Annotated in this window: 11 protein-coding genes, 2 tRNA genes and 4 rRNA genes; 13 read left to right on the top strand and 4 right to left on the bottom strand. The window is 58.7% G+C overall.

Going from position 1 to position 23,817, the window contains the following annotated elements; all coding sequences use genetic code 11:
- Positions 1-16: 16 nt before the first annotated feature.
- The 4 genes from CENROD_RS09130 to CENROD_RS12595 form a co-directional block, all read right to left on the bottom strand.
- On the bottom strand, positions 17-2,068 hold the full coding sequence (locus tag CENROD_RS09130; protein WP_022775004.1) for a cache domain-containing protein: 2,052 nt from the start codon (positions 2,066-2,068) through the stop codon (positions 17-19).
- Position 2,069: 1 nt separating this feature from the next.
- A complete protein-coding gene (locus CENROD_RS09135; protein ID WP_022775005.1) occupies positions 2,070-3,887 on the bottom strand; it encodes an HD domain-containing phosphohydrolase in 1,818 nt (605 codons plus the stop codon).
- A complete protein-coding gene (locus CENROD_RS09140) occupies positions 3,884-4,270 on the bottom strand; it encodes a response regulator transcription factor (RefSeq protein WP_022775008.1) in 387 nt (128 codons plus the stop codon). Before CENROD_RS09140 ends, CENROD_RS09135 begins: the two co-directional genes overlap by 4 nt.
- Positions 4,271-4,425: 155 nt before the next feature.
- On the bottom strand, positions 4,426-7,011 hold the full coding sequence (locus CENROD_RS12595; RefSeq protein ID WP_022775012.1) for a Cache 3/Cache 2 fusion domain-containing protein: 2,586 nt from the start codon (positions 7,009-7,011) through the stop codon (positions 4,426-4,428).
- Positions 7,012-7,369: 358 nt separating this feature from the next.
- Here CENROD_RS12595 and CENROD_RS09150 point away from each other — a divergent pair, with 358 nt between their 5' ends.
- From CENROD_RS09150 to CENROD_RS09210, 13 genes are all read left to right on the top strand, one after another.
- Positions 7,370-8,008, top strand: coding sequence for a MotA/TolQ/ExbB proton channel family protein (locus tag CENROD_RS09150; RefSeq protein WP_041194521.1), 639 nt, complete (start codon positions 7,370-7,372; stop codon positions 8,006-8,008).
- A 232-nt stretch (positions 8,009-8,240) separates the two neighbouring features.
- On the top strand, positions 8,241-8,984 hold the full coding sequence (locus tag CENROD_RS09155; protein WP_041193476.1) for a substrate-binding periplasmic protein: 744 nt from the start codon (positions 8,241-8,243) through the stop codon (positions 8,982-8,984).
- A gap of 62 nt (positions 8,985-9,046) precedes the next feature.
- Entirely contained in the window at positions 9,047-10,579 is a 1,533-nt protein-coding gene (locus CENROD_RS12600) for a sensor domain-containing diguanylate cyclase (protein ID WP_022775023.1), read from the top strand.
- 27 nt (positions 10,580-10,606) lie between these two features.
- On the top strand, positions 10,607-12,694 hold the full coding sequence (uvrB, locus tag CENROD_RS09165) for an excinuclease ABC subunit UvrB (RefSeq protein ID WP_022775027.1): 2,088 nt from the start codon (positions 10,607-10,609) through the stop codon (positions 12,692-12,694).
- A 39-nt stretch (positions 12,695-12,733) separates the two neighbouring features.
- Positions 12,734-14,668, top strand: coding sequence for a heme lyase CcmF/NrfE family subunit (locus tag CENROD_RS09170; protein ID WP_081699865.1), 1,935 nt, complete (start codon positions 12,734-12,736; stop codon positions 14,666-14,668).
- On the top strand, positions 14,665-15,285 hold the full coding sequence (locus CENROD_RS09175) for a redoxin family protein (RefSeq protein WP_187292294.1): 621 nt from the start codon (positions 14,665-14,667) through the stop codon (positions 15,283-15,285). Before CENROD_RS09170 ends, CENROD_RS09175 begins: the two co-directional genes overlap by 4 nt.
- A gap of 187 nt (positions 15,286-15,472) precedes the next feature.
- Entirely contained in the window at positions 15,473-16,477 is a 1,005-nt protein-coding gene (locus CENROD_RS12605) for a cytochrome c-type biogenesis protein CcmH (RefSeq protein WP_238551773.1), read from the top strand.
- 282 nt (positions 16,478-16,759) lie between these two features.
- Positions 16,760-18,295 (top strand): 16S ribosomal RNA (locus tag CENROD_RS09185).
- A gap of 114 nt (positions 18,296-18,409) precedes the next feature.
- Positions 18,410-18,486: transfer RNA gene (locus CENROD_RS09190), tRNA-Ile, on the top strand.
- A 39-nt stretch (positions 18,487-18,525) separates the two neighbouring features.
- Positions 18,526-18,601 (top strand) — tRNA-Ala (locus CENROD_RS09195).
- 331 nt (positions 18,602-18,932) lie between these two features.
- Positions 18,933-21,815, top strand: a 23S ribosomal RNA gene (locus tag CENROD_RS09200).
- Between the two features lie 98 nt (positions 21,816-21,913).
- A 5S ribosomal RNA gene (gene rrf / locus CENROD_RS09205) occupies positions 21,914-22,026 on the top strand.
- Positions 22,027-22,215: 189 nt separating this feature from the next.
- A 16S ribosomal RNA gene (locus CENROD_RS09210) occupies positions 22,216-23,751 on the top strand.
- The 16S, 23S and 5S rRNA genes sit together here with 2 tRNA genes alongside, the layout of an rRNA operon.
- The last annotated feature ends 66 nt before the right edge of the window (positions 23,752-23,817 follow it).

Raw genomic sequence — 23,817 nt, forward strand, 5'->3', positions numbered from 1 at the left:
CCTGCACGGCATCGTGTCAAGAATCGCCATGGGCCAGCGGCACAGTGAAGAAAAATACACTTCCTTGCCCGAGCGTAGATTCGAGCCAGATTTTGCCACCGTGATGCTCGACGATACGGCGGCAGATGGAAAGCCCCAGGCCCGTGCCCTGGGGCTTTTCGGTGAGGGTATCGCCAAGTTGTTGAAAGGACTGGAAGAGTCTCTGCTGCGCTTCTGGTGCGATACCGGGGCCGTGATCTTCGACCCGAAAGCACACGGCCGCAGGCAATGCCTGTACCCCCACGACGATGTCCCCATCATGGCCGAATTTGACGGCGTTGTCCACAAGGTTGACCAATACTTGCAAGATGCGGTTGTCGTCTGCGCGGATGTCCGGTATCGGGGGGTGGATGTCAAAGACCAGCGTGTAGGGACTTTTTGCAAAGAGCGTGGACGTGGCGTCACGGAGCCGGTCGAGGATACGCTGCACAGGCAGCGTGGCAAACCGCCAATCCACGCGCCCCGCCTGAAGTTGCGCGCTGTCGAGGACGTCGGTGATCAATCGGGTCAGGCGTTCGCCTTCCCCTGCGACGATATCCAGGTTTTGGCGAATCTGCACGATGGCGCGCTGCGCGGACGCATCGTCGGGAACGATGGGGAATACGGCGGCATCAAGCTTTTTGCGAATCAGTTTGGAGAACCCGACGATCGACGTCGTGGGGGTGCGCAGCTCGTGGGAGATGGTCGAGAGAAAGTCCGTCTTGAGGCGATCGAGCTGTTGTAGCTCTTCGTTGGCATGGGCCAGCTCGCTCGTGCGTTGGGACACTTTCTCGTCCAGATGGCGAATATTGTCTTGGAGCTGGGCCACCATGGCGTTGAAGGCCTGCGCGACGATGCCGATTTCGTCGTTGCCAAGCAGAGGGCAGCGTGCGTTGAGGTCGCCCTGCTGGATGCGGTGGGCGGTGGCGCTGAGTCGTTGTAGCGGTGTCGTCAGCGTGCGTGTGAAGAGATACACCAGCGCCATGGCAACCAGCCAGGTAGTTCCAAACACCGTCAGCATCCGGTTGCGCAGAGCAATGCCACTAGCGTTGAGGTCTGCGAGGTAAACGCTGGCGCCGATGTACCAGTCGTACCCCACATGGTGGCGAACCCAGGAAATTTTGTCGCACACGCCTTCCCCTAAGGTAAAGGGGCAATTCCATTGGTAACGCAGCCCGGATGTCGTATCGGCGGCGGCCTGAAGCATGGGCATCAGTGGCTTCCCCGTGGCTTGGTCGATGAGGCCCGATACATCCGTTTCCTCGATGTTGGCGTTGGGGTGGATGATCATCTGCATCTTGCCTGTGAAGATGTAGACATACCCGGATTGGGCGATGTGGATTGTGCGCAGGCGCCGACGCAGGTTGTCGGTCGCGACGGCAAGCCGGGTGCGCATGGCTGCGTCGATGTCGTCGAGGTACATCCCGCTGCCGATGACCAGGCCGAAGGATTCGAGATTCTTGTAATAGCTCAGTTTTTCCGAGGGCGTAGGCTCACCGAGGCGACGCCACCAGTAGATGTGGAACCCTTCGCCAGCCCGCCGTGCGCCGTCGATCATCGGCTGCAGGATCAGGTTGCCGTGGGCATCGCGCTGCGTGGAAAAGTCTTGGTCGATCAGGGCGGGGTCGATGTGCGCACGGGTCGTTCCCTGGTAGTCTGCGGCGAAGATGTACCCACCGTGGCCATACCGGATGTGCCGCAGTTCTTCGAGTAGCGCTTGCCGGGCAGCCGCACGGGTCATGGCGCCTTGGTGAACCTTGGCGTCGAGCATCTGCGCGCGGGAGTGGACGACTTCGACGATATGGCGCAGGGCTTCCTTGCGTTCCTCGATCAGGGCAGCGCGCGCCACTTGCTGGTCGGTGTGGATTTTTTCGACCAATTCGTAGACGTTGTCGAGGATGGTGTGGGCGGAGCGCTCTTCCAGGTCGGCAACGGTACGTTGGGTGAAGGGTACGGACAGCGCGTACAGCACGCCGAAGAGCACGGCCAAGCCAACCGTGATCAGGATATAGATGCGCCGGAACAGGCGGGATTGAAAGGCGGAAGGCACGTTAGCGCTGCAGGTAGGGGGCTACATCGACCTCGTCGATCTGTGCCGCAGGCAAATGCTTGCGGGCATAGGCGAGGTACACCCCGTCGCGCAGGAAGAGGTCGAACAGGTCGCTGTCGATGTGCCCTTCGATCCGCATCTTGTGCATCGTGTCGATGGCCCAGCTCAAGGTGCTGGGGCGGCGGTAGGGACGGTCGGGGGCCGTGAGGGCCTCGAAGATGTCGGCAATGGCCATGATCCGGGCCGGCACCGAAAGCTGCTGCCCGGTCAGCCCGCGTGGATACCCCTTGCCATCGATGCGCTCGTGGTGTCCGGCTGCGTATTCCGGGACATTGCGCAGCTCGTAGGGAAAGCGAATCTGCGAGAGCATCGCGATCGTGTGGGCGGCGTGATCTTCGATGGTCTTGCGTTCGTGAGTGTTGAGCGTGCCCCGGGCGATGCACAGGTTGTAGACCTCGTCGTCGGTCAGCATGGGATGGGTGTCGCCGTGGATGTCCGTCCACCGTTGTTGGGCAATACGGTGGATGCGTTCTATATGCTCTTCCCGAAGGAATTCGGTGCCAAGGTTGCAGCGCAGCAGGAAGGCGAAGTCCTCGTCGATCTCGCACAGCCGAGCCGTCAACCGGGGGCGCTGCGCATGGGGATCCTGGCCGTTGGCGATGGCGCGCAGATAGGCGTTCGTGGCAGTATGGCGCAGGATTTCGCAACGCAGAGCCAGCAGGTCGGCACGGTTGACGATGCCTTCGAGCTTGGTGGCTTTGGCGACGACCCATTCCGGGGTGATGACCTTGCCACAGTCGTGCAGCAGCGCTGCGATTTCGAGCGCCTTGCGGTCGGTTGCCTCCATCGAAAAAGCGGCAAGGGGGCCTTGTTCGCAGTGGTGTGCCCTATCGGCCAGATCGAGGGCGATTTCCGGCACGCGCCGACAGTGCCCGGCCGTGTAGGGGGATTTGGCGTCGATCGTCGTGGCGATGATGTGAACGAAGGACTCGAACATTTGCTGTTCGGCAGCGTACAACTGGGCGTTGCGCAGTGCAGTCGCTGCAACGGAAGCCAGGGTGCGTGCGCGCTTGAGGTCGGCGGCGCTGAAGGCTTCGGTCTGCCGGGAAGCGAGGACGAGCAACCCCAGGCGCCGGTCATGGGCGAACAAAGGTAGCCACAGCAGCGAACAGAATTGCGTGGATTCCCCCGTCCAGTGCGGGGAGTGCGTCCAGTCGTTGGCAATATCCCCTGTCTCTGCCTGGGCCATGATGTCGAAGACCCGGCTACCGTGCAGTTCCTCGAAGGCGGTACGGCAATCCTCGCCAAAACATTGTTCTAGCGAATGCTTGCCGGATTCGGGGGAGTACAGGAAGATCGCCCCAAATTCTGGAGCGTTGCGGGTTGCGTCGAATTCCCGCAGCAGTGCCTGGATCACGGCCGTGGGTTGGAGGCTGTGGTTAAGCTCGGTGACTGCGCGTTGCAGCAGGGAAAGCTCCCGGTAGCTTTCCAGCGTTTCCTGCGTGACGGCGCGCACGGCCACTGCGGCATCCACCTGCGACTGCGCTGTGTCGCCCACAAAGTTTGCCCAGTGTTGTGCGAGCGTGGCGGAAGATGTGGCAGGGAGGTGTACGCATACCTTGCCGATGGCTTCTTCCTCGATGCGCAGCGGGCAGGATGCGGTCACGGCGTCGGAATTGACGGCGGGAGCGCCGCACTGCGCCAGCACGGTATCACCCACCCACAGTACGCATTGCCCTCCGGCAGGAAGCAGTGCGGCAATCCGGTCGAATTGCCGCCGTACCCACGCGGGTTTGAGCAAGCGCCCCAGGGGTTTCATGCTGCGTCGAAGACGGAGCGGGCGAGTTCGAGGATCTCGTCCGGGTCGAAAGGTTTGGTCACGAAATGGTGCGCGCCGACATCAAGCCCATGAATGCGGTCTGCTTCCTGGCCTTTGGCGGTGAGCATGACGATGGTGACGTCGGCCAGCGCAGGGTTTTTGCGCACGGCGGCACAGACGTCGTAGCCATTCATCAGCGGCATCATGACGTCGAGGAACACGAGCCGAGGGTGCTCTTTCTCGATCAACGCCAACCCCATTGCGCCGTTGGGCGCGGTGAGGATGGGGGGAGAACCCTCCAGTTCTTCCAGTGTCTGCTGCAAGAGCGAGCGGATGTGGGCTTCATCGTCGACGATGACGATCTTGTTGATAGGGCTATTCATCGATGCGCGCTCCGGTTGTCTGGGGCGTGGGACAGGGAAGACTGGACTATTGGGATGTACAAAAAATAGTCCCGGCCAGACAGCCCCACGCAGACAGCACAAAGCAGTACGGCAAGGGGGCGAACGATGCTGGGGCAGTTTTGCGTAAGTCCGAACTATGCCGGGACGACCATAGTTTTGAGGGAAGAAAAGGATTGCAGCTTATGCACGTCGATCTTGTCGAGCAAATCGCTGGGAATCAGCAGCACGCCGTCGAAATCGGACTGGATGCGTTGCTCCAGCTCCTCCAGCGGGCAGTAGTCCCATTCGCACAAGGTGGGAAGGTTATTGGGCTGCACGGTCTTGTCGCGTTGCTTGTCGTACAGCACCAGAAAGCGCATTTGCTTTTGCTCGGCAATCGCCGCGCGCCCCAACAGGCATTCGATATTCTTGAGAAAGGCTTTTTCGTTGAGTGGCTTGCCCATCGAGATGGTTCCCCCGGCGCTGTCCAGATCCGGGAGGGCGGACAGCACCATCACGGGGATGCGGCGGGTGCGGGGGTCGGCGCGCAGGCGGGCAATGGCCGTGCGGCCGTCCATCCCCGGCATGGCCAAATCCATGGTGATGAGGTGGGGCAAAAAGTCTTGTGCAGCGCGCACGGATGCCTGTCCATCGGCAACGGCCAGCACTTCGTAGTCGTGCTCCTGCAGCAGTTGGCTGAGGTATTCACGCACAGCAGGATCGTCGTCGACGACGAGCACACGCGGGCGCGTGGCATCGCTGCGCTGTGGTGGAGTGCGGTTGTAATGGGCAGGAGGTAAGGGTAGTGGGCATTCCTGCGCTGCAATGTTCGCGGCGGTTGGAGGCGTTTTCACCGGGAGGGAGATGGTGAATACGCTGCCCGATCCAGGCTGGGAAGTCGCCCAGATCTTCCCGCCGTGGCGTTCGACGATCTCCCGCGCAATGGCCAGGCCCAGGCCAGTGCCTTTAGGACGATCGACGAGGGTATCGCCTTGCCGGGCTTGCTGGAATTTGTCGAAGATGGATTCGGCATCTTCCGGCGGGAACCCAATGCCGGTGTCGCGAACCTCGATGCGTATGCATTCGTCTTCGGCGAGCCGGGCCGAGATCACCACCTGGCCTTCGACGGTGAATTTGCCCGCGTTGTTGAGCAGGTTGACCAGCACCTGCAGCAGACGATCCACGTCCCCGATCAAGGTAGGCAGCCCTTCCTGCACATCGACGAGCAGTTCCACGTGCGGATTGAGGTTGAATGCGCCCTGGGCGGCCTTGGATGCGTCGCGAACCAGGCGGCCGACGTCTACGGTGACGTCTCTCCAGTCGACGCGGCCTGCCTCGATCTTGGCGAGGTCGAGCACGTCGTTGATCAGCCTGGTCAGGCGATCCGACTCTTTGAGGATCACGTCGAGGTTTTCCCGAATGCGCCCGGCTTTCTTCTCCAACGTGGGGTCATGGGCTGCGAGGGGGGCGAAGCTGCGCGAGAACTCTCTTTCCACAAGGTGGGCAAACCCCCGGATCGAGGTCAGCGGGGTGCGCAATTCGTGAGAAACCGAAGACAGGAACCCGGATTTGAGCTGATCCTGTTTGCGCAGGTGTTGGATCGCCGTGTCTTTGAGTTTGCCGATGCTTTCGGCGTGGGCAGTGATCTTGTCGATCATCTGTAGCAAGGAGATGCGCATGTGGTTAAGCGCAGCCAGCAATACACCGATCTCGTCCTTGCGGCGGCTGGCTATGGGGTCTGTGAGGTTCCCTTGGGCGATGGCCTCTGCAACGGCGACGACCTCTCGCAGCGGTGCGATGACGAGGGAACGCGCAAGCCAGATCAGCAAACCAATGAGCAGACTGCCGAAGGCCAAGCCGAACATCGCCACGGCAAACACTTCTTGGCGAACGATATGGAGTACTTCATCGTTGGGGTAGGCAGCGACCATTTGAAAACCCCACGGTGCAAAGGATTCCTTGCTGATGACCCAGCCCCGCGCGGTGCCTTCGGTCACGCTCGCCGCTACTTCTGGGGTGACGTTGCCGGAATGGAATCGCACGGCGCCTTTGCCATCGAGCAGGACGATAAACCCTCTGGTGAGGATGCGGCTGCGTGCGATGGATTCGCGCAGTGCCTGCAAATGGACGGGGTACCCCACGTACCAAATTCCTATGATTTCCCCGCTTGCGTCGCGCATGGGTTCGTAAGCAGTCAGGAACGGCGTGCCGAGGATGTCGACCTGGCCGTAAAAAGGGCGCCCTTCCCAGATCGAACGGATGGCTTGACCGTGGGGGTCGAGCAGCGTGCCGACGGCGCGCTTTCCGTCCTTGCGCACGTTGGTGCTGATGCGAACGAACTGGTCGCCATCGCGGGAAAACAAGGTCGCCGTTCCACCCTGGGATGCCGTGACGCCATCGACGAGGCCAAAGTGAAAGGCTTGCGCGTGCCCGCCCAACAGGATGTCGGGCACTTGGCGTCCGTCGACTTGCACGAGCGGGCCGCGTCGCGCTGGGCCGAGGGCTTGTCCCCGTTCGAGTAGCAGGCGCATCGAGCCTTTGACGCGCTCCATGAGGATCGCGTCCGTCACAGACAGGAGCTGACCGACGCTGGCAAGGTTTTCGCGGCTGGCGGTCTGGGCGGAAAGTTCGATGCTGCGACTATTGCGCAGCGAAATGGCAGCAACGAGGGTCAGCGTGACCACCACGACAAGCAACGAAACCGGCCAGATGAATTTGGCTTGTAGGCTATGTGTCAACATCGGTACCGATTCCTAGGTGCCTGTCGGGCCTTTGACATCGAAAGCGAGAAGTGATGACCCAGGCAAAGACGGCACATGCTTCGTCACCGATCTTGCAATGGGCTGACAGCTTGGTAGCTTGGTCATTACGTGGAGCGAACCCTGTAAACGACGGCGCATTATCAGCTTGCCGAATTCCATTTTCGGGGAGCCAGGGTATTGCATCCGCAGGAACAACCATGGGCGCCGCCCGGTGCTTTTTGTAGGCTAATAGAGTGCGCGCAAATCTCGCATTGCTTTCTCACCCAAACATCCCTGCGCTTTCGGGTTGTGGACGATTGATAATCATTTGTATTGTTTTCGGGAGTGCAGTGTGAATTTGTTTGCCGTGGTGCAAGCGGCCGGTTGGCCTGTATGGCCTCTCGTTGCCTGTTCGGTCTGGGCTGTGGCGCTGATCATCGATAGATTTTTGTGCTTGCGCCCGGCGAAAGTGGCCCCCGCGAGCCTGCTCAACGAGGTGCTGAGTTTTGCGCGGACCAGCGTTCCCAGTCCCGATGTGGTTACCCAGCTCGAACGGAATTCTGCGTTGGGGGAAGTACTGGCCAGCGGGCTGCGCACCCTGAATGCAGACCCCAAGTGCAGCGAGGACGAGTTGCGCTCCCGCGTCGAGAGCACGGGCCGGATCGTTGCCCATCGGCTGGAAAGGAACCTGACTGCGCTGGCAACCATCGCTTCCGCAGCACCTCTGATGGGGCTGTTCGGTACTGTCGTCGGGATGATCGAACTGTTTGGTTCCCAGGGGCCCGGTGCGGGCGTGGGGGGAAACCCGGCGCAGTTGGCGCATGGCATTTCCGTCGCGCTCTACAACACGGCCTTCGGGTTGTTGATTGCGATTCCCTCGCTGATTTTTTGGCGGTACTTTCGTGCCCGCGTCGATGCGTATTTGTTGACGCTGGAGGTCTCGGCGGAGCGACTGCTTCATCACCTCAACGCATTGCGGCAGTTGCCGCGCCGGTAAGAACCAATTTCAGTAGGCAGGCGAGCCGAAGCAGTGTGCGTGGCGCCGGAGCGCAGGAACCGGAATGTACTTACGGTACATGAGGATTCCGAGCACCGCCGCCGCGTGCAATGCGATGGTGCAGCCCCTACTGGAATAGGTTCAAAAGCCTATCCCGGCGGATGCATGGTGTGGGAGCGCCGGAAGTCGCGATGGTTTTCGCTGCGGCGACAGGAATGGTCGGGAGGCCAAGATGAGGCTGCGGATACTGTGGATGGTGCTGGGCAGTCTGTGCTGCGCGGCGGTGTATGCGCAGCCATTGCGGGTGTGCGTTACCGAATGGCCGCCGTACCAGTACACCCGGGATGGGGTGGTGCGCGGTGTGCATACGGGCTTGGTCGTCGAAGCCTTTCGGCGCCTCGGGATGGAACCGCAAGTGGAAAGCGTGGCGTGGGAACGCTGCTGGAACGAGCTGGCCAAGGGCAGGTACCAAGCGATTTTTTCGGCTTCGTACAACGAGGAGCGTGCGGCGCGGGTGCTGTATCCCAAGACGCCGTTGCAGCGCGTGGCGTACATGGCTGTCGTTCGCAAAGGGACAGTCTGGGATGGGGCCAGCTTGGCTGCCTTGCCTGCCCCTCTCGCCATTCCTCGCGGTTACAACGTCGGCAGGGACTTGCGTAAGCAAGGGTTGGCGGTCGACGACGGCGCGCTCCAGGATCGCCAGAATCTGGAAAAGCTGGTGGCCGGCCGGGTGGGGACTGCGGTGATCGAGGATGCCGCTGCGAAGCTGTTGATCCGGGATATGGGCCTGGGTGACAAGGTAGAGATACTGCCCAAGCCGGTCTCGGAGAAAGACTACTTTGTCGTGCTTGCACGCCAACTGGATGGTTCGTCGGCCAAGGCACAAACCTTGCTCGAACGGCTGGAAGCCGTTTTGCAAGACTTGCGCAAGGAACGGCGCCTGGAAGCGTGGACTCGCGAAGAGATGGCGCTGTGAATTTCTACCGTCGCTTTCCTCGTTCCCTGGAAGCGAGGGTATTGTTGGTAGCCCTTGTAGCGATGGCTGTTGTCGTCGTGGCTGCGGAGACCCATCGCATCTGGGCGTTGCGCATCGACAGGATGGCTGTCCTGCAGCAGAAAGCCGAGCGAATGGCTGATGTGCAGGCGGTGGCGATGTCCCGGCTTCTGTTCGATTACGACCGGGAGGGCGTTGCCATCCTTGTCAAGGCGATGGGCGGCGACCCCGACATCGTTTGGGCCACGGTGATGGGGGAAGACGGGAAAATTTTTGGACAGCTTCGTGATGCCCAGATGCCTGCTGCGATGCAGGTAGATCGCATGGTTTTTTTTCGGCAAGGACGCGAGGACATCCCGGTAGGGACTGTGCGCATCGGGTTTTCTGCGGAAGCTGCGGATCGCGACGTGCGACACAGCGTGCAATTGAGCCTGTACGGAACGGTCGCCATGGTGCTCGCGCTATCGATCGCCATCGTCTGGAGTGTGCGCAGGGTTACGACGCCCTTGCGGGAGGTCACGCATACCCTGCTGCAATTGGCGCAGGGCAGCCAAGATGTGCAGTTTTCGGGGGTGGATCGACCCGACGACATTGGCGATATCGCCAGAGCGGCGGAAGTCTTTCGCCGCCATGCCCGCGAAGCCGGGCAGCTTGGAGAGGAACGGGCCGCTGCGCAGGCGTTGCGCGAGAGCGAGGAATGGTTGCGGGTGGTTGTCGACAACATGCCCGTGCCGGTCGTGATGATTCGTCGTAGCGATAGCAGGGTGTTGTTTGCCAACCGGCAGGCGCGCGCGATGTGTGGGCAGGACTTTGATGGGTTTTTCGTCGGAGAGTTTTATGCCGACCCCCAGGATCGCATGCGTTTGCTTGCTGAGTTGTCGCAAAAAGGCTTTGTCGCCCATTTCGAGGCCTTGCTTCGGCGTGTGGACGGTACGACGCTGTGGGGGATGATTTCGGTCGTGCCGACGACTTTCCGTGGGGAGCCTGTGCTGATGGCGGGCATCGCTGACATCTCCGACCGTCGTCGTATGGAGGAAGAATTGCGGCAGGCCAATCGCAAGCTGGCTGCATTGGCCGTGACTGACGGGTTGACGGGAGTGGCAAACCGGCGCCGATTCGACGAGGTGGTGGTGTCGGAATGGGCGCGCGCCCGGCGCGAACGGCACCCTTTGTCGATCTTGATGATCGACGTGGATTTTTTCAAGAAATACAACGATGAACTTGGGCATCTGGCTGGCGACGATTGCCTAGTGCGGGTGGCGCAGGCGATGCAAAACAAGGCGCGGCGTCCCGCCGATACCGTGGCTCGTTATGGGGGAGAAGAGTTTGTGATCGTCGCAGCCAACCTGGACGGGCAGCAAGCGTATACGCTGGGTGAGGAGCTGTGTCGCGCCGTTGCTGCGCTGGCGTTGCCCCACCCCGCTACCCCGTTCGGGGTGGTTACGGTCAGCGTGGGCGTGGCTTCTCTGGTCCCCGTAGCGGCACTGTCTGCGGACGATTTGCTTCGCCATGCGGACGAAGCGCTGTATTGCGCCAAGTCGAACGGGCGTAACCGCGTGGAGACGGCACCGGCCTGAGTACCGGTTTTCTCTCCTCTACCCACGATGTCTGCTTCCCCACCGCTGCCTTCGGGCGGGGTTTTCGTGTCGTTTCCGGAATCCCCTTTCGCGCTGTACCAGCCCTACCCGCCTGCTGGAGACCAGCCTGCGGCTATCGAGCAACTGGTCGCCGGGGTGCATCACGGGGAGGCATACCAGGTATTGCTGGGGGTGACGGGGTCGGGCAAGACGTTCACCATGGCCAACGTCATCGCCAGGCTGGGGCGCCCGGCGATTGTGTTTGCGCCGAACAAAACGCTGGCGGCGCAGTTGTATGCGGAGTTCCGCGAATTTTTTCCCCGCAATGCGGTCGAGTATTTCGTGAGCTACTACGACTACTACCAGCCGGAAGCCTATGTGCCCCAACGCGATCTGTTCATCGAGAAAGACTCTGCCATCAATAGCCAGATCGAGCAGATGCGGTTGTCCTGCACCAAGAGCTTGCTGGAGCGGCGCGATGTCGTGATCGTGGCCTCGGTGTCGGCAATCTATGGGATCGGCGCGCCGGAGTCGTACCACCAGATGATCATGACGCTGCGTTGCGGGGATCGCATGCCGCAGCGGGACATCCTCGCGCAGCTCGTGCGGATGCAGTACACGCGCAACGATATGGATTTCGGGCGGGGAACGTTTCGCGTGCGTGGGGAGACGATCGACATCTTCCCTGCCGAGCACAGCGAGCTGGCCATCCGGCTTGGGCTGTGGGACGATGAAATCGAGAGCTTGCAGTTCTTCGACCCCCTGACCGGTCATTTGCGGCAGAAGACTACGCGATTCACCGTGTACCCCAGCAGCCACTACGTGACCCCGCGTGAGCAAGTGCTCGCTGCGGTCGAGACGATCAAGGTCGAGTTGGCGCAGCGCGCAAAGGAGTTCGTGGCGCTAGGCAAGCTGGTGGAGGCGCAACGCATTGAGCAACGCACGCGCTTCGACCTGGAAATGCTCGTCGAAGTCGGGCACTGCAAAGGCATCGAAAACTACAGCAGGCATTTGAGTGGCACTGCCCCCGGCGAACCGCCTGCCACGCTCATCGACTATTTGCCGAAGGATGCGCTGATGTTCCTCGACGAAAGCCACGTGCTCATCGGGCAGTTCGGCGGGATGTACAACGGCGATCGGGCACGCAAGGCAACGCTGGTCGAGTACGGATTCCGCCTCCCGAGCGCGATGGACAACAGACCCTTGAAATTCGAGGAATTCCAGTCGCGGATGCGGCAGGCCATCCTCGTCTCCGCGACGCCGGCGCAGTGGGAGCGCGACCATGCCGGGCAGATCGTCGAACAGGTTGTGCGGCCCACGGGGCTGGTCGATCCAGAGGTCGTGGTGCGGCCAGCTTCCTCGCAGGTGGACGATGTACTCGGGGAGATTCGCCGGTGCGTGGACTCTCAGGAGCGGGTGTTGATCACCACCCTGACCAAGCGTATGGCAGAGCAGCTCACCGATTACCTCACCGAAAACGGGGTGAAAGTGCGGTACCTCCATAGCGACATCGACACGGTCGAGCGCGTCGAAATCATCAGGGATTTGCGCCTGGGGGTGTTCGACGTGCTGGTGGGGATCAATCTGTTGCGCGAGGGACTGGACATTCCCGAGGTTTCCCTGGTGGCGATCTTCGATGCCGACAAGGAAGGCTTTTTGCGGTCAGAGCGTTCGCTGATCCAGACGATCGGGCGGGCGGCGCGCAATCGATCCGGGCGTGCGATCCTGTACGCAGACCGGGTGACCGATTCGATGCGGCGTGCGATGGACGAAACACAGCGCAGGCGCACCAAGCAGATGGCGTTCAACGCAGCGAACGGCATCACGCCGCGCTCCATCGTCAAGGAGGTGCGCGACCTCATCGATGGGGTGTATAGCGAAAAAGCCCAGCAGGCCGCGCAGCAGCGTGACCGTCAACAGGCGCAGCGCAAGCAGGCGAAGGAAATGAGCGCCAGCGACGTTGCACGGGAAATCAAACGGCTGGAAAAACAGATGGTCGAGCACGCGCGGAACCTGGAGTTTGAAGAGGCTGCAGCCGTGCGGGATCGGCTGTTCATCTTGCGCGAACAGGTCTTCGGCGCTGCGGTGGTCGATCGGCCGATGCAGGGGGCATGAGGGAACGATGGTGCAGGGAACGGCGGTGCAGGGAGCGATGTGGTTGCAGACGTAGGCCTGTTTTGCGTGGTGTTGGGTGCTGTCGGCGCGTTGGCGCTGGGATGTACTGCATCGTCGCGCCAAGGAGCTTTGCTGACTCTGCGCCAGTTGCGGTGGGCTGCGTGGGGGGTGTTGGCCAGCGTACTGGCGGCGTTCATCACGCTGGAGTTCGCGTTCTACACGAACGATTTTTCGATGGCGTACGTGGCGCAGCACGCGCATTCGCGGTTGCCCGTGGCGTATCGCCTGGCGGCAGCCTGGGGGGGGCATGAAGGCTCTCTGCTCCTGTGGGCGCTGCTGCTGGCGGGATGGATGGCGCTGGTTGCGTGGCGTGGCTGTGCTGGTTGCGTGGGTTCCGCTGGTTGTGATGGTGTAGACATGGCAGGCAAGGACGCTGCAATGCTGCTGGCGCGCACGGTGGGGGTGCTGGCTTGGCTGGTCTTTGCATTGGTGGCGCTGATCCTGTACGGATCGAACCCTTTCGTCCCCTTGCCAGCCCCGGTGTCGGAAGGGATGGATTTGCACCCGTTGCTGCAAGACCCTCTGCTGGCTTGGCACCCCCCGCTGCTGTATCTGGGATATGCAGGGCTTGCGGTGCCTTTCGCCGTGGCCATCGCAGTACTGCGTTCCGCGCAGCCTGGTACAGCCTGGGCCGATGGGATGCGCCCATGGGTGCTGTGGGCCTGGGCTTGGTTGACGCTGGGGATTGCGACGGGGTCGCAGTGGGCGTATGCCGAATTGGGGTGGGGAGGATGGTGGTTTTGGGATCCGGTTGAAAACGCCTCGCTGGTGCCTTGGCTGCTGGGTACCGCGTTGCTGCATTCCCTGCTGGTGACACGAAGTGCAGGAAAGGGGGCACGGTGGACAGTGTTGCTTGCGATTGCGGCGTTTGCGACGACGTTGCTAGGCACTTTTCTGGTTCGATCCGGGGTGTTGATGTCCGTCCACGCTTTTGCGATGGATCCGGGGCGCGGCATGGCCTTGCTGGTGGTGTTGACGTTGGTCGTGGGGGGCGCTCTGGGCCTGTATGGCCTGGGTGCAGGCAGGCTACCGCCTGATGGCGTACTGCCGTGGCGAAGCAGAGAAGCCGTTTTGCTGGCTTTGGTGCTGCTGCTGTGCGTGGCTGCCGGAACGGTGCTGTTGGGAACGCTATACCCCATGGTGCTCGATGCGCTAGGGGTGGGCCGAATCTCCGTCGGCCCACCGTATTTCGAGCGGGTGATGGCGCCGTTGATGGCGCTCGTCGTCGTGCTGATGGTGCCTGGTGCCGTGATGCAGCCCGGTACGCAGACCCCCACCCCATGGAATTGGCGATGGCCGGCGTTGGGCGCTGCGCTCTCATGGGGATGCTTGTGGGCGGGAGGTGCCACGCCCGTCGTGGCAGGCGTGATGACGCTGGCGGTGTGGGTCGTCGCCACGCCGATGGTCCATGCCTGGAAGTCGCGCAGGTGGACGCTGGGAACCGGCGCGCAGCTTGCCCATGCCGGGGTGGTGGTCAGCATGGTCGGCATGACGATGTCCGGGACGTATGGGGAGGAGCACGATGTACGGATGCGGGCGGGAGACGCGCTGCCTATGGGTGGAGGGGTGTTGCGGTTCGTGCAATGGGAACGGCATAGCGGCCCCAATTACCGTGGGTACGCGGCGGATTTCGTCTGGGAAGAGCCTGGCCGCGCACCGGTGGCATTGCGATCAGAACGCAGAGGGTACGGCTACGAAGGCGCTGCTTCGATCGTGACCGAAGCATCCATCGACCGGAATGGGATGCGGGATGTGGTGGTGGCGTTGCGGGAACAGGTCGATGCCGGGCAGGCGTGGGTCCTTCGCGTGGCGTATCAACCTTTTGTGGCATGGATTTGGCTGGGCTGCTGGATGATGGCTGCGGGCAGCGTGTGGGGAACGTGGCGGACCGTTCATGCAGGAGACAAGCCGTGAATCAGCCACCCTGGAGCACTCGTGGGGTGGTCAGCAGGAAATGGGTGGGGATCGCATGGCGCTGGGCGCCCTTGCTGTTTTTCGTACTGCTTGTGGGGGTGGCGTGGATAGGGTGGCAGTGGGGTGGCAAACCGGCGCCATCGGTGTGGGTAGGCCGCCAAGCTCCGCCGATGACCGCGACGGCGTGGCAGTCTGCGGGCCAGTCTGCCGCCGTATGGCGGAGCGAAGACATGCTGGGCAAGGTGTGGGTCTTGCATGCATGGGCATCGTGGTGCGCTGCGTGCAGACAGGATCATGACTGGCTGATGTGGACGTTGCACCGGGAGTCTGATCGGCCTACGGGGCTGTCGATCATCGGGCTTGATTACAAGGATCCGCAGGGAGCGCTGTGGCTCCAACGGGCGGGGAATCCCTATGACGTGGTGGTGACGGATCCGACGGGGGCGATGGGCCTGCAATGGGGGTTGACGGCTTTGCCAGAGACGTTCGTCATCGATGCATCGGGAACGATTCGTCACCACCAATCCGGGCCATTGACGCAGGAAATATGGCAGAACACCCTGCTGCCGCTCATTCATACCCTGATGCACTCCCGCACTGGGGCATTTACGCAGTGATGCAGTGATGCATCGACGTGGTGATGTATGGAACCGGTGATGCACTGACACTATGAAGCATTGGTTTTCTTGCTGCCTGTATGGTTGCGCTATGTGGTTTCTCTGCTGCGGTGGAGCGTGGGCCGCCATGGGCAGGGTGGATGAATCGGGGGGGGGACTGAATCCGGGTGCTACGAACATGAGTGCCATGAATGCAGGTGCTATGAACGCGGCGAGTGCGGTCGCGATCGAACGACAAGTGCATGAGATAGCCAAAGAGCTACGCTGCCTGGTTTGCCAGAACGAGTCTGTGGCGGATTCGCAGGCCGACCTGGCTCGCGATTTGCGCAACGAAATACGGCGGTTGCTGCGAGCGTCGAAGACGGACGAACAGATTCGCGAATACCTTGTGGACCGGTACGGGGATCGGGTGTTGTACGCCCCCCCTTGGCGACCGGCGACATGGCTGCTGTGGCTAGGCCCGGGGTTGATGGTGGCGGGGGTGATGGTGTGGTTTTTCCGAACAGTGGGGTGTGCATCGCGTGGCGCCGTCGACGGCGATAGCGATGGCAAGTACGACCATGCCCACGAGCGAGAGCGGGATAGCACTCCGCATGCTGTGCCAAAGCAGGCAACATCGGTGTCGACACGTTGGGTCGTTGTCGGCGTGTGTGCCGTGGTGGCCGGGGCACTGTGCGCCACAGCGTGGCTGCGATCGAGGTATGCAGTGGATACCCACGGTGGACCTCCGTCGACGTTGCCGAACGCATTGCCGGGAACGTCGAAGAACACCGATGCGCCACACACTAGGGAAGACGCCGCACAGTGGGCTGCCATCGCCAGGGCGCACAAGGCAGCAGGCAGATGGGCTGAAGCAAAGCACGCCTACGCGCACGCCGTCAATACGGCATATCCCGAGGCAGACTGGTTGGTCGATTACGCGGATCTGCTCGTGGTGATGGAAGGCAATGCGGTGGGGGATCAGGCGCTGGCGTTGATCCATCAGGCGCTTCGGATAGACCCACAGCATCCGATTGCGCTGATGATCGCTGGCGTTGCTGCGTATCAGCGAGCACAGTACGCAATGGCGGTGGAAAAGTGGGAGAAACTGTTACCTCGTCTTCCCAATGATTTGCCACAGAAAAAGGAGCTGCAAATCCTTATTCAGCAAGCAAGGAAAAAATCACCGATAGGAATCAAGGCCAAAAATTAGGTGCTGGATGGGACGGAAGCGATTCGCGCATGTAGTGGAGCTGCAACGGCATTGGCGAACTTCCGTGACGAAAACAGGCTGTTTGAAAAAGTGGCGCGCCGAACCATGCTACAGTGCGTAGCTCTGCTCATCGCGGCGGAGGGAATAAAGGTCATTAACAACCAACAGCCGATAGGTGTGGGTGTTTAGTGGAAGGTTAGCTGAGAGGTTAACTAGAAGGTAGATGCTCACGGAAGAAGAAGCTTGTGAAGTCAAGAAAGGACTTTGAGTGAGCGAAGGAAAGAACGGAAGAGTTTGATCCTGGCTCAGATTGAACGCTGGCGGCATGCCTTACACATGCAAGTCGAACGGTAACAGGCCGCAAGGTGCTGACGAGTGGCGAACGGGTGAGTAGAGTATCGGAACGTGCCCAGTCGTGGGGGATAACGCAGCGAAAGCTGTGCTAATACCGCATGAGATCTAAGGATGAAAGCGGGGGACCTGAGAGGGCCTCGCGCGATTGGAGCGGCTGATATCAGATTAGCTAGTTGGTGGGGTAAAGGCCTACCAAGGCGACGATCTGTAGCTGGTCTGAGAGGACGACCAGCCACACTGGAACTGAGAGACGGTCCAGACTCCTACGGGAGGCAGCAGTGGGGAATTTTGGACAATGGGCGCAAGCCTGATCCAGCGATGCCGCGTGCAGGACGAAGGCCTTCGGGTTGTAAACTGCTTTTGTACGGAGCGAAACAGCCTTGCCTAATACGTGAGGCGAATGACGGTACCGTAAGAATAAGCACCGGCTAACTACGTGCCAGCAGCCGCGGTAATACGTAGGGTGCAAGCGTTAATCGGAATTACTGGGCGTAAAGCGTGCGCAGGCGGTTCTGTAAGACGGATGTGAAATCCCCGGGCTCAACCTGGGAATTGCATTTGTGACTGCAGATGCTAGAGTACGGCAGAGGGGGATGGAATTCTGCATGTAGCAGTGAAATGCGTAGATATGCGGAGGAACACCGATGGCGAAGGCAGTCCCCTGGGCCTGTACTGACGCTCATGCACGAAAGCGTGGGGAGCAAACAGGATTAGATACCCTGGTAGTCCACGCCCTAAACGATGTCAACTGGTTGTTGGGTCTTAGCTGACTCAGTAACGAAGCTAACGCGTGAAGTTGACCGCCTGGGGAGTACGGCCGCAAGGTTGAAACTCAAAGGAATTGACGGGGACCCGCACAAGCGGTGGATGATGTGGTTTAATTCGATGCAACGCGAAAAACCTTACCCACCTTTGACATGTACAGAATCCTGCAGAGATGTGGGAGTGCTCGAAAGAGAGCTGTAACACAGGTGCTGCATGGCTGTCGTCAGCTCGTGTCGTGAGATGTTGGGTTAAGTCCCGCAACGAGCGCAACCCTTGTCATTAGTTGCTACATTAAGTTGGGCACTCTAATGAGACTGCCGGTGACAAGCCGGAGGAAGGTGAGGATGACGTCAAGTCCTCATGGCCCTTATAGGTGGGGCTACACACGTCATACAATGGCTGATACAAAGGGATGCCAACTCGCGAGAGGGAGCCAACCCCATAAAGTCAGTCGTAGTCCGGATCGCAGTCTGCAACTCGACTGCGTGAAGTCGGAATCGCTAGTAATCGTGGATCAGCATGTCACGGTGAATACGTTCCCGGGTCTTGTACACACCGCCCGTCACACCATGGGAGCGGGTTCTGCCAGAAGTAGTTAGCTTAACCGCAAGGAGGGCGATTACCACGGCAGGGTTCGTGACTGGGGTGAAGTCGTAACAAGGTAGCCGTATCGGAAGGTGCGGCTGGATCACCTCCTTTCTGGAAAGTTACCGCTAGACACCCACACTTATCGGTTGTAATCTGATCGGCAATGCTGATTGGGAGAAGAGCCGCGCTGGAGACATCGGTGCTGGATTGGTGAGAAAGCCAAGCGGGTCTGTAGCTCAGTTGGTTAGAGCACCGTCTTGATAAGGCGGGGGTCGTTGGTTCGAGACCAACCAGACCCACCAGTGTTGAACGGGCGAACAAAGGAACTTGGCGGGACACGCGGGGGTGTAGCTCAACTGGGAGAGCGGCTGCTTTGCATGCAGTAGGTAGCGGGTTCGAGTCCTGTCACCTCCACCAAGTGCAAAGAGAAGGCGATGCCGAGGCGAACATTCCAAAGCTTTTGAAGAAGGTTTTGGAATGGTTTTGCTCATGGTTATGAAGTGAAGCGGAAAGATTATGCTAGCCGAAGAGGCTAGTAGGCTGTTCATTAACAATTTATGGAGAATGAAATTGTTGCTAATTGCGGTTGTGTATGGCGCGAGCCAGGCATGACGGAGTTAGTGACGAGATCTTGATTGCGTCGAACAAACATGTTGAAGAGACATGCTCTGGTATGAAGAGTACCAGGGAGGCGAAGAAGAGTGATGTGACCTGACGGAGATGGTCGGAAAGATCGTCAAAGTTATAGGGTCAAGTAATTAAGAGCATGTGGTGGATGCCTTGGCAATGATAGGCGATGAAGGACGTGGAAGCCTGCGATAAGCTTCGGGGAGCTGGCAACGAGCTGTGATCCGGAGATTTCCGAATGGGGGAACCTACCCTTTTGGGTATTCTTGCCTGAATATATAGGGCAAGAAAGCGAACCGGGTGAACTGAAACATCTAAGTAGCCCGAGGAAAAGACATCAACCGAGATTCCGAGAGTAGTGGCGAGCGAAATTGGAGAAGCCTGCAAGAGATAGCGGTTTTTTTAGCAGAACGATTTTGAAAGGTCGGCCGTAGTGGGTGATAGCCCCGTATGCGAAAAGAAGACCGTGGTACTGAGTTTGCGACAAGTAGGGCGGGACACGTGAAATCCTGTCTGAAGATGGGGGGACCATCCTCCAAGGCTAAATACTCATCATTGACCGATAGTGAACAAGTACCGTGAGGGAAAGGTGAAAAGAACCCCGGGAGGGGAGTGAAATAGAACCTGAAACCGCATGCTTACAAAAAGTAGGAGCCCGAGAGGGTGACTGCGTACCTTTTGTATAATGGGTCAGCGACTTACATTCAGTGGCGAGGTTAACCGCATAGGGAAGCCGAAGAGAAATCGAGTCCGAATAGGGCGTAATTGGAAGGAAACTTTCAGTTGTAGTCGCTGGGTGTAGACCCGAAACCAAGTGATCTATCCATGGCCAGAATGAAAGTGCTGTAACAGGTACTGGAGGTTCGAACCGACTAGTGTTGCAAAACTAGCGGATGAGCTGTGGATAGGGGTGAAAGGCTAAACAAACTTGGAAATAGCTGGTTCTCTCCGAAAACTATTTAGGTAGTGCCTCAGGTATTACCGCTGGGGGTAGAGCGCTGTTTTGGCTAGGGGGTCATGGCGACTTACCAAACCAATGCAAACTCCGAATACCAGCGAGTAGAGCCTGGGAGACAGAGCACCGGGTGCTAACGTCCGGACTCAAGAGGGAAACAACCCAGACCGCCAGCTAAGGTCCCCAAAATTGGCTAAGTGGGAAACGAAGTGGAAAGGCTAAAACAGTCAGGATGTTGGCTTAGAAGCAGCCATCATTTAAAGAAAGCGTAATAGCTCACTGATCGAGTCGTTCTGCGCGGAAGATGTAACGGGGCTAAGCCAGTTACCGAAGCTGCGGATTCGCAAGGAATTGCGAGTGGTAGGAGAGCGTTCTGTAAGCCTGTGAAGGTGCGTCGGGAGGCGTGCTGGAGGTATCAGAAGTGCGAATGCTGACATGAGTAGCGTTAAAGGGGGTGAAAAGCCCCCTCGCCGAAAGCGCAAGGTTTTCTACGCAACGTTCATCGGCGTAGAGTGAGTCGGCCCCTAAGGCGAGGCAGAGATGCGTAGCTGATGGGAAACAGGTTAATATTCCTGTACCGACGTGTAGTGCGATGTGGGGACGGAGAAGGTTAGCTCAGCCAACAGTTGGAATTGTTGGTTCAAGCCTGTAGTCGTACTGGGTAGGTAAATCCGCCCGGAATAGATGAGGGGTGATAACGAGGCAGCATGCTGCCGAAGTGAGTGATACCCTGCTTCCAGGAAAAGCCACTAAGCTTCAGCTACACGCGACCGTACCGCAAACCGACACTGGTGCGCGAGATGAGTATTCTTAGGCGCTTGAGAGAACTCTGGAGAAGGAACTCGGCAAATTGACACCGTAACTTCGGGATAAGGTGTGCCCTGAGTAGGTGAAGTCCCTAGCGGATGGAGCTGGAAGGGGTTGCAAAGAAATGGTGGCTGCGACTGTTTAATAAAAACACAGCACTCTGCAAACACGAAAGTGGACGTATAGGGTGTGACGCCTGCCCGGTGCTGGAAGATTAAATGATGGGGTGCAAGCTCTTGATTGAAGTCCCAGTAAACGGCGGCCGTAACTATAACGGTCCTAAGGTAGCGAAATTCCTTGTCGGGTAAGTTCCGACCTGCACGAATGGCGTAACGATGGCCACACTGTCTCCTCCAGAGACTCAGCGAAATTGAAATGTTTGTGATGATGCAATCTCCCCGCGGAAAGACGGAAAGACCCCATGAACCTTTACTGTAGCTTTGTATTGGATTTTGAACAGATCTGTGTAGGATAGGTGGGAGGCTAAGATGCAAGGTTGCTAGATCTTGTGGAGCCAACGTTGAAATACCACCCTGGTGTGTTTGAGGTTCTAACCTAGGTCCATAAGCTGGACTGGGGACAGTGCATGGTAGGCAGTTTGACTGGGGCGGTCTCCTCCCAAAGCGTAACGGAGGAGTTCGAAGGTACGCTAGTTACGGTCGGAAATCGTGACGATAGTGCAATGGCAAAAGCGTGCTTGACTGCGAGACTGACAAGTCGAGCAGGTGCGAAAGCAGGACATAGTGATCCGGTGGTACTGTATGGAAAGGCCATCGCTCAACGGATAAAAGGTACTCTGGGGATAACAGGCTGATACCGCCCAAGAGTTCATATCGACGGCGGTGTTTGGCACCTCGATGTCGGCTCATCTCATCCTGGGGCTGTAGCAGGTCCCAAGGGTATGGCTGTTCGCCATTTAAAGAGGTACGTGAGCTGGGTTTAAAACGTCGTGAGACAGTTTGGTCCCTATCTTCCGTGGGCGTTGCAGATTTGAGGAAGCCTGCTCCTAGTACGAGAGGACCGGAGTGGACACACCTCTGGTGTATCGGTTGTCACGCCAGTGGCATAGCCGAGTAGCTAAGTGTGGAAGAGATAACCGCTGAAAGCATCTAAGCGGGAAACTCGTTCCAAGATGAGATCTGCCTGAAGAGCCGTTCAAGACTAGGACGTTGATAGGTCGGGTGTGTAAGGCGTGTAAGCGCTTCAGCTAACCGATACTAATGGCTCGTTCGGCTTGACCCTATAACTTTGATAGGTCTGCCATCACCCAATTTGACTAGACACAATCAAGATCATCATCTCCGTAAATTGGTTCCCCCATAAAGGGAGCAAAAGTTTTGCCTGACGACCATAGCTTGGTGGTACCACCCCTTCCCTTCCCGAACAGGACCGTGAAACACCTTCGCGCCAATGATAGTGCGGATTCCCGCGTGAAAGTAGGTCATCGTCAGGCTACATTATTGTTTCGTAATCGCTAGTAGTCCATCGTGGCAATGCAGCGTGTTTATTGATCATTAACAACCAACAGCCGATAGGTGTGGGTGTTTAGTGGAAGGTTAGCTGAGAGGTTAACTAGAAGGTAGATGCTCACGGAAGAAGAAGCTTGTGAAGTCAAGAAAGGACTTTGAGTGAGCGAAGGAAAGAACGGAAGAGTTTGATCCTGGCTCAGATTGAACGCTGGCGGCATGCCTTACACATGCAAGTCGAACGGTAACAGGCCGCAAGGTGCTGACGAGTGGCGAACGGGTGAGTAGAGTATCGGAACGTGCCCAGTCGTGGGGGATAACGCAGCGAAAGCTGTGCTAATACCGCATGAGATCTAAGGATGAAAGCGGGGGACCTGAGAGGGCCTCGCGCGATTGGAGCGGCTGATATCAGATTAGCTAGTTGGTGGGGTAAAGGCCTACCAAGGCGACGATCTGTAGCTGGTCTGAGAGGACGACCAGCCACACTGGAACTGAGAGACGGTCCAGACTCCTACGGGAGGCAGCAGTGGGGAATTTTGGACAATGGGCGCAAGCCTGATCCAGCGATGCCGCGTGCAGGACGAAGGCCTTCGGGTTGTAAACTGCTTTTGTACGGAGCGAAACAGCCTTGCCTAATACGTGAGGCGAATGACGGTACCGTAAGAATAAGCACCGGCTAACTACGTGCCAGCAGCCGCGGTAATACGTAGGGTGCAAGCGTTAATCGGAATTACTGGGCGTAAAGCGTGCGCAGGCGGTTCTGTAAGACGGATGTGAAATCCCCGGGCTCAACCTGGGAATTGCATTTGTGACTGCAGATGCTAGAGTACGGCAGAGGGGGATGGAATTCTGCATGTAGCAGTGAAATGCGTAGATATGCGGAGGAACACCGATGGCGAAGGCAGTCCCCTGGGCCTGTACTGACGCTCATGCACGAAAGCGTGGGGAGCAAACAGGATTAGATACCCTGGTAGTCCACGCCCTAAACGATGTCAACTGGTTGTTGGGTCTTAGCTGACTCAGTAACGAAGCTAACGCGTGAAGTTGACCGCCTGGGGAGTACGGCCGCAAGGTTGAAACTCAAAGGAATTGACGGGGACCCGCACAAGCGGTGGATGATGTGGTTTAATTCGATGCAACGCGAAAAACCTTACCCACCTTTGACATGTACAGAATCCTGCAGAGATGTGGGAGTGCTCGAAAGAGAGCTGTAACACAGGTGCTGCATGGCTGTCGTCAGCTCGTGTCGTGAGATGTTGGGTTAAGTCCCGCAACGAGCGCAACCCTTGTCATTAGTTGCTACATTAAGTTGGGCACTCTAATGAGACTGCCGGTGACAAGCCGGAGGAAGGTGAGGATGACGTCAAGTCCTCATGGCCCTTATAGGTGGGGCTACACACGTCATACAATGGCTGATACAAAGGGATGCCAACTCGCGAGAGGGAGCCAACCCCATAAAGTCAGTCGTAGTCCGGATCGCAGTCTGCAACTCGACTGCGTGAAGTCGGAATCGCTAGTAATCGTGGATCAGCATGTCACGGTGAATACGTTCCCGGGTCTTGTACACACCGCCCGTCACACCATGGGAGCGGGTTCTGCCAGAAGTAGTTAGCTTAACCGCAAGGAGGGCGATTACCACGGCAGGGTTCGTGACTGGGGTGAAGTCGTAACAAGGTAGCCGTATCGGAAGGTGCGGCTGGATCACCTCCTTTCTGGAAAGTTACCGCTAGACACCCACACTTATCGGTTGTAATCTGATCGGCAATGCTGATTGGGAG

It is taken from the genome of Candidatus Symbiobacter mobilis CR (assembly GCF_000477435.1).
Taxonomy (GTDB): domain Bacteria; phylum Pseudomonadota; class Gammaproteobacteria; order Burkholderiales; family Burkholderiaceae_C; genus Rhodoferax; species Rhodoferax mobilis.

Excerpts from the sequence above, each read along its gene's own strand:
- CENROD_RS12605 (WP_238551773.1), top strand. The coding sequence starts at position 15,473 with ATGAATGCAGGTGCTATGAACGCGGCGAGTGCGGTCGCGATCGAACGA.
- CENROD_RS12600 (WP_022775023.1), top strand. The coding sequence starts at position 9,047 with ATGGCTGTTGTCGTCGTGGCTGCGGAGACCCATCGCATCTGGGCGTTG.
- CENROD_RS12595 (WP_022775012.1), bottom strand. The coding sequence starts at position 7,011 with ATGTTGACACATAGCCTACAAGCCAAATTCATCTGGCCGGTTTCGTTG.
- CENROD_RS09140 (WP_022775008.1), bottom strand. The coding sequence starts at position 4,270 with ATGAATAGCCCTATCAACAAGATCGTCATCGTCGACGATGAAGCCCAC.
- CENROD_RS09135 (WP_022775005.1), bottom strand. The coding sequence starts at position 3,887 with ATGAAACCCCTGGGGCGCTTGCTCAAACCCGCGTGGGTACGGCGGCAA.
- CENROD_RS09155 (WP_041193476.1), top strand. The coding sequence starts at position 8,241 with ATGAGGCTGCGGATACTGTGGATGGTGCTGGGCAGTCTGTGCTGCGCG.
- uvrB (WP_022775027.1), top strand. The coding sequence starts at position 10,607 with ATGTCTGCTTCCCCACCGCTGCCTTCGGGCGGGGTTTTCGTGTCGTTT.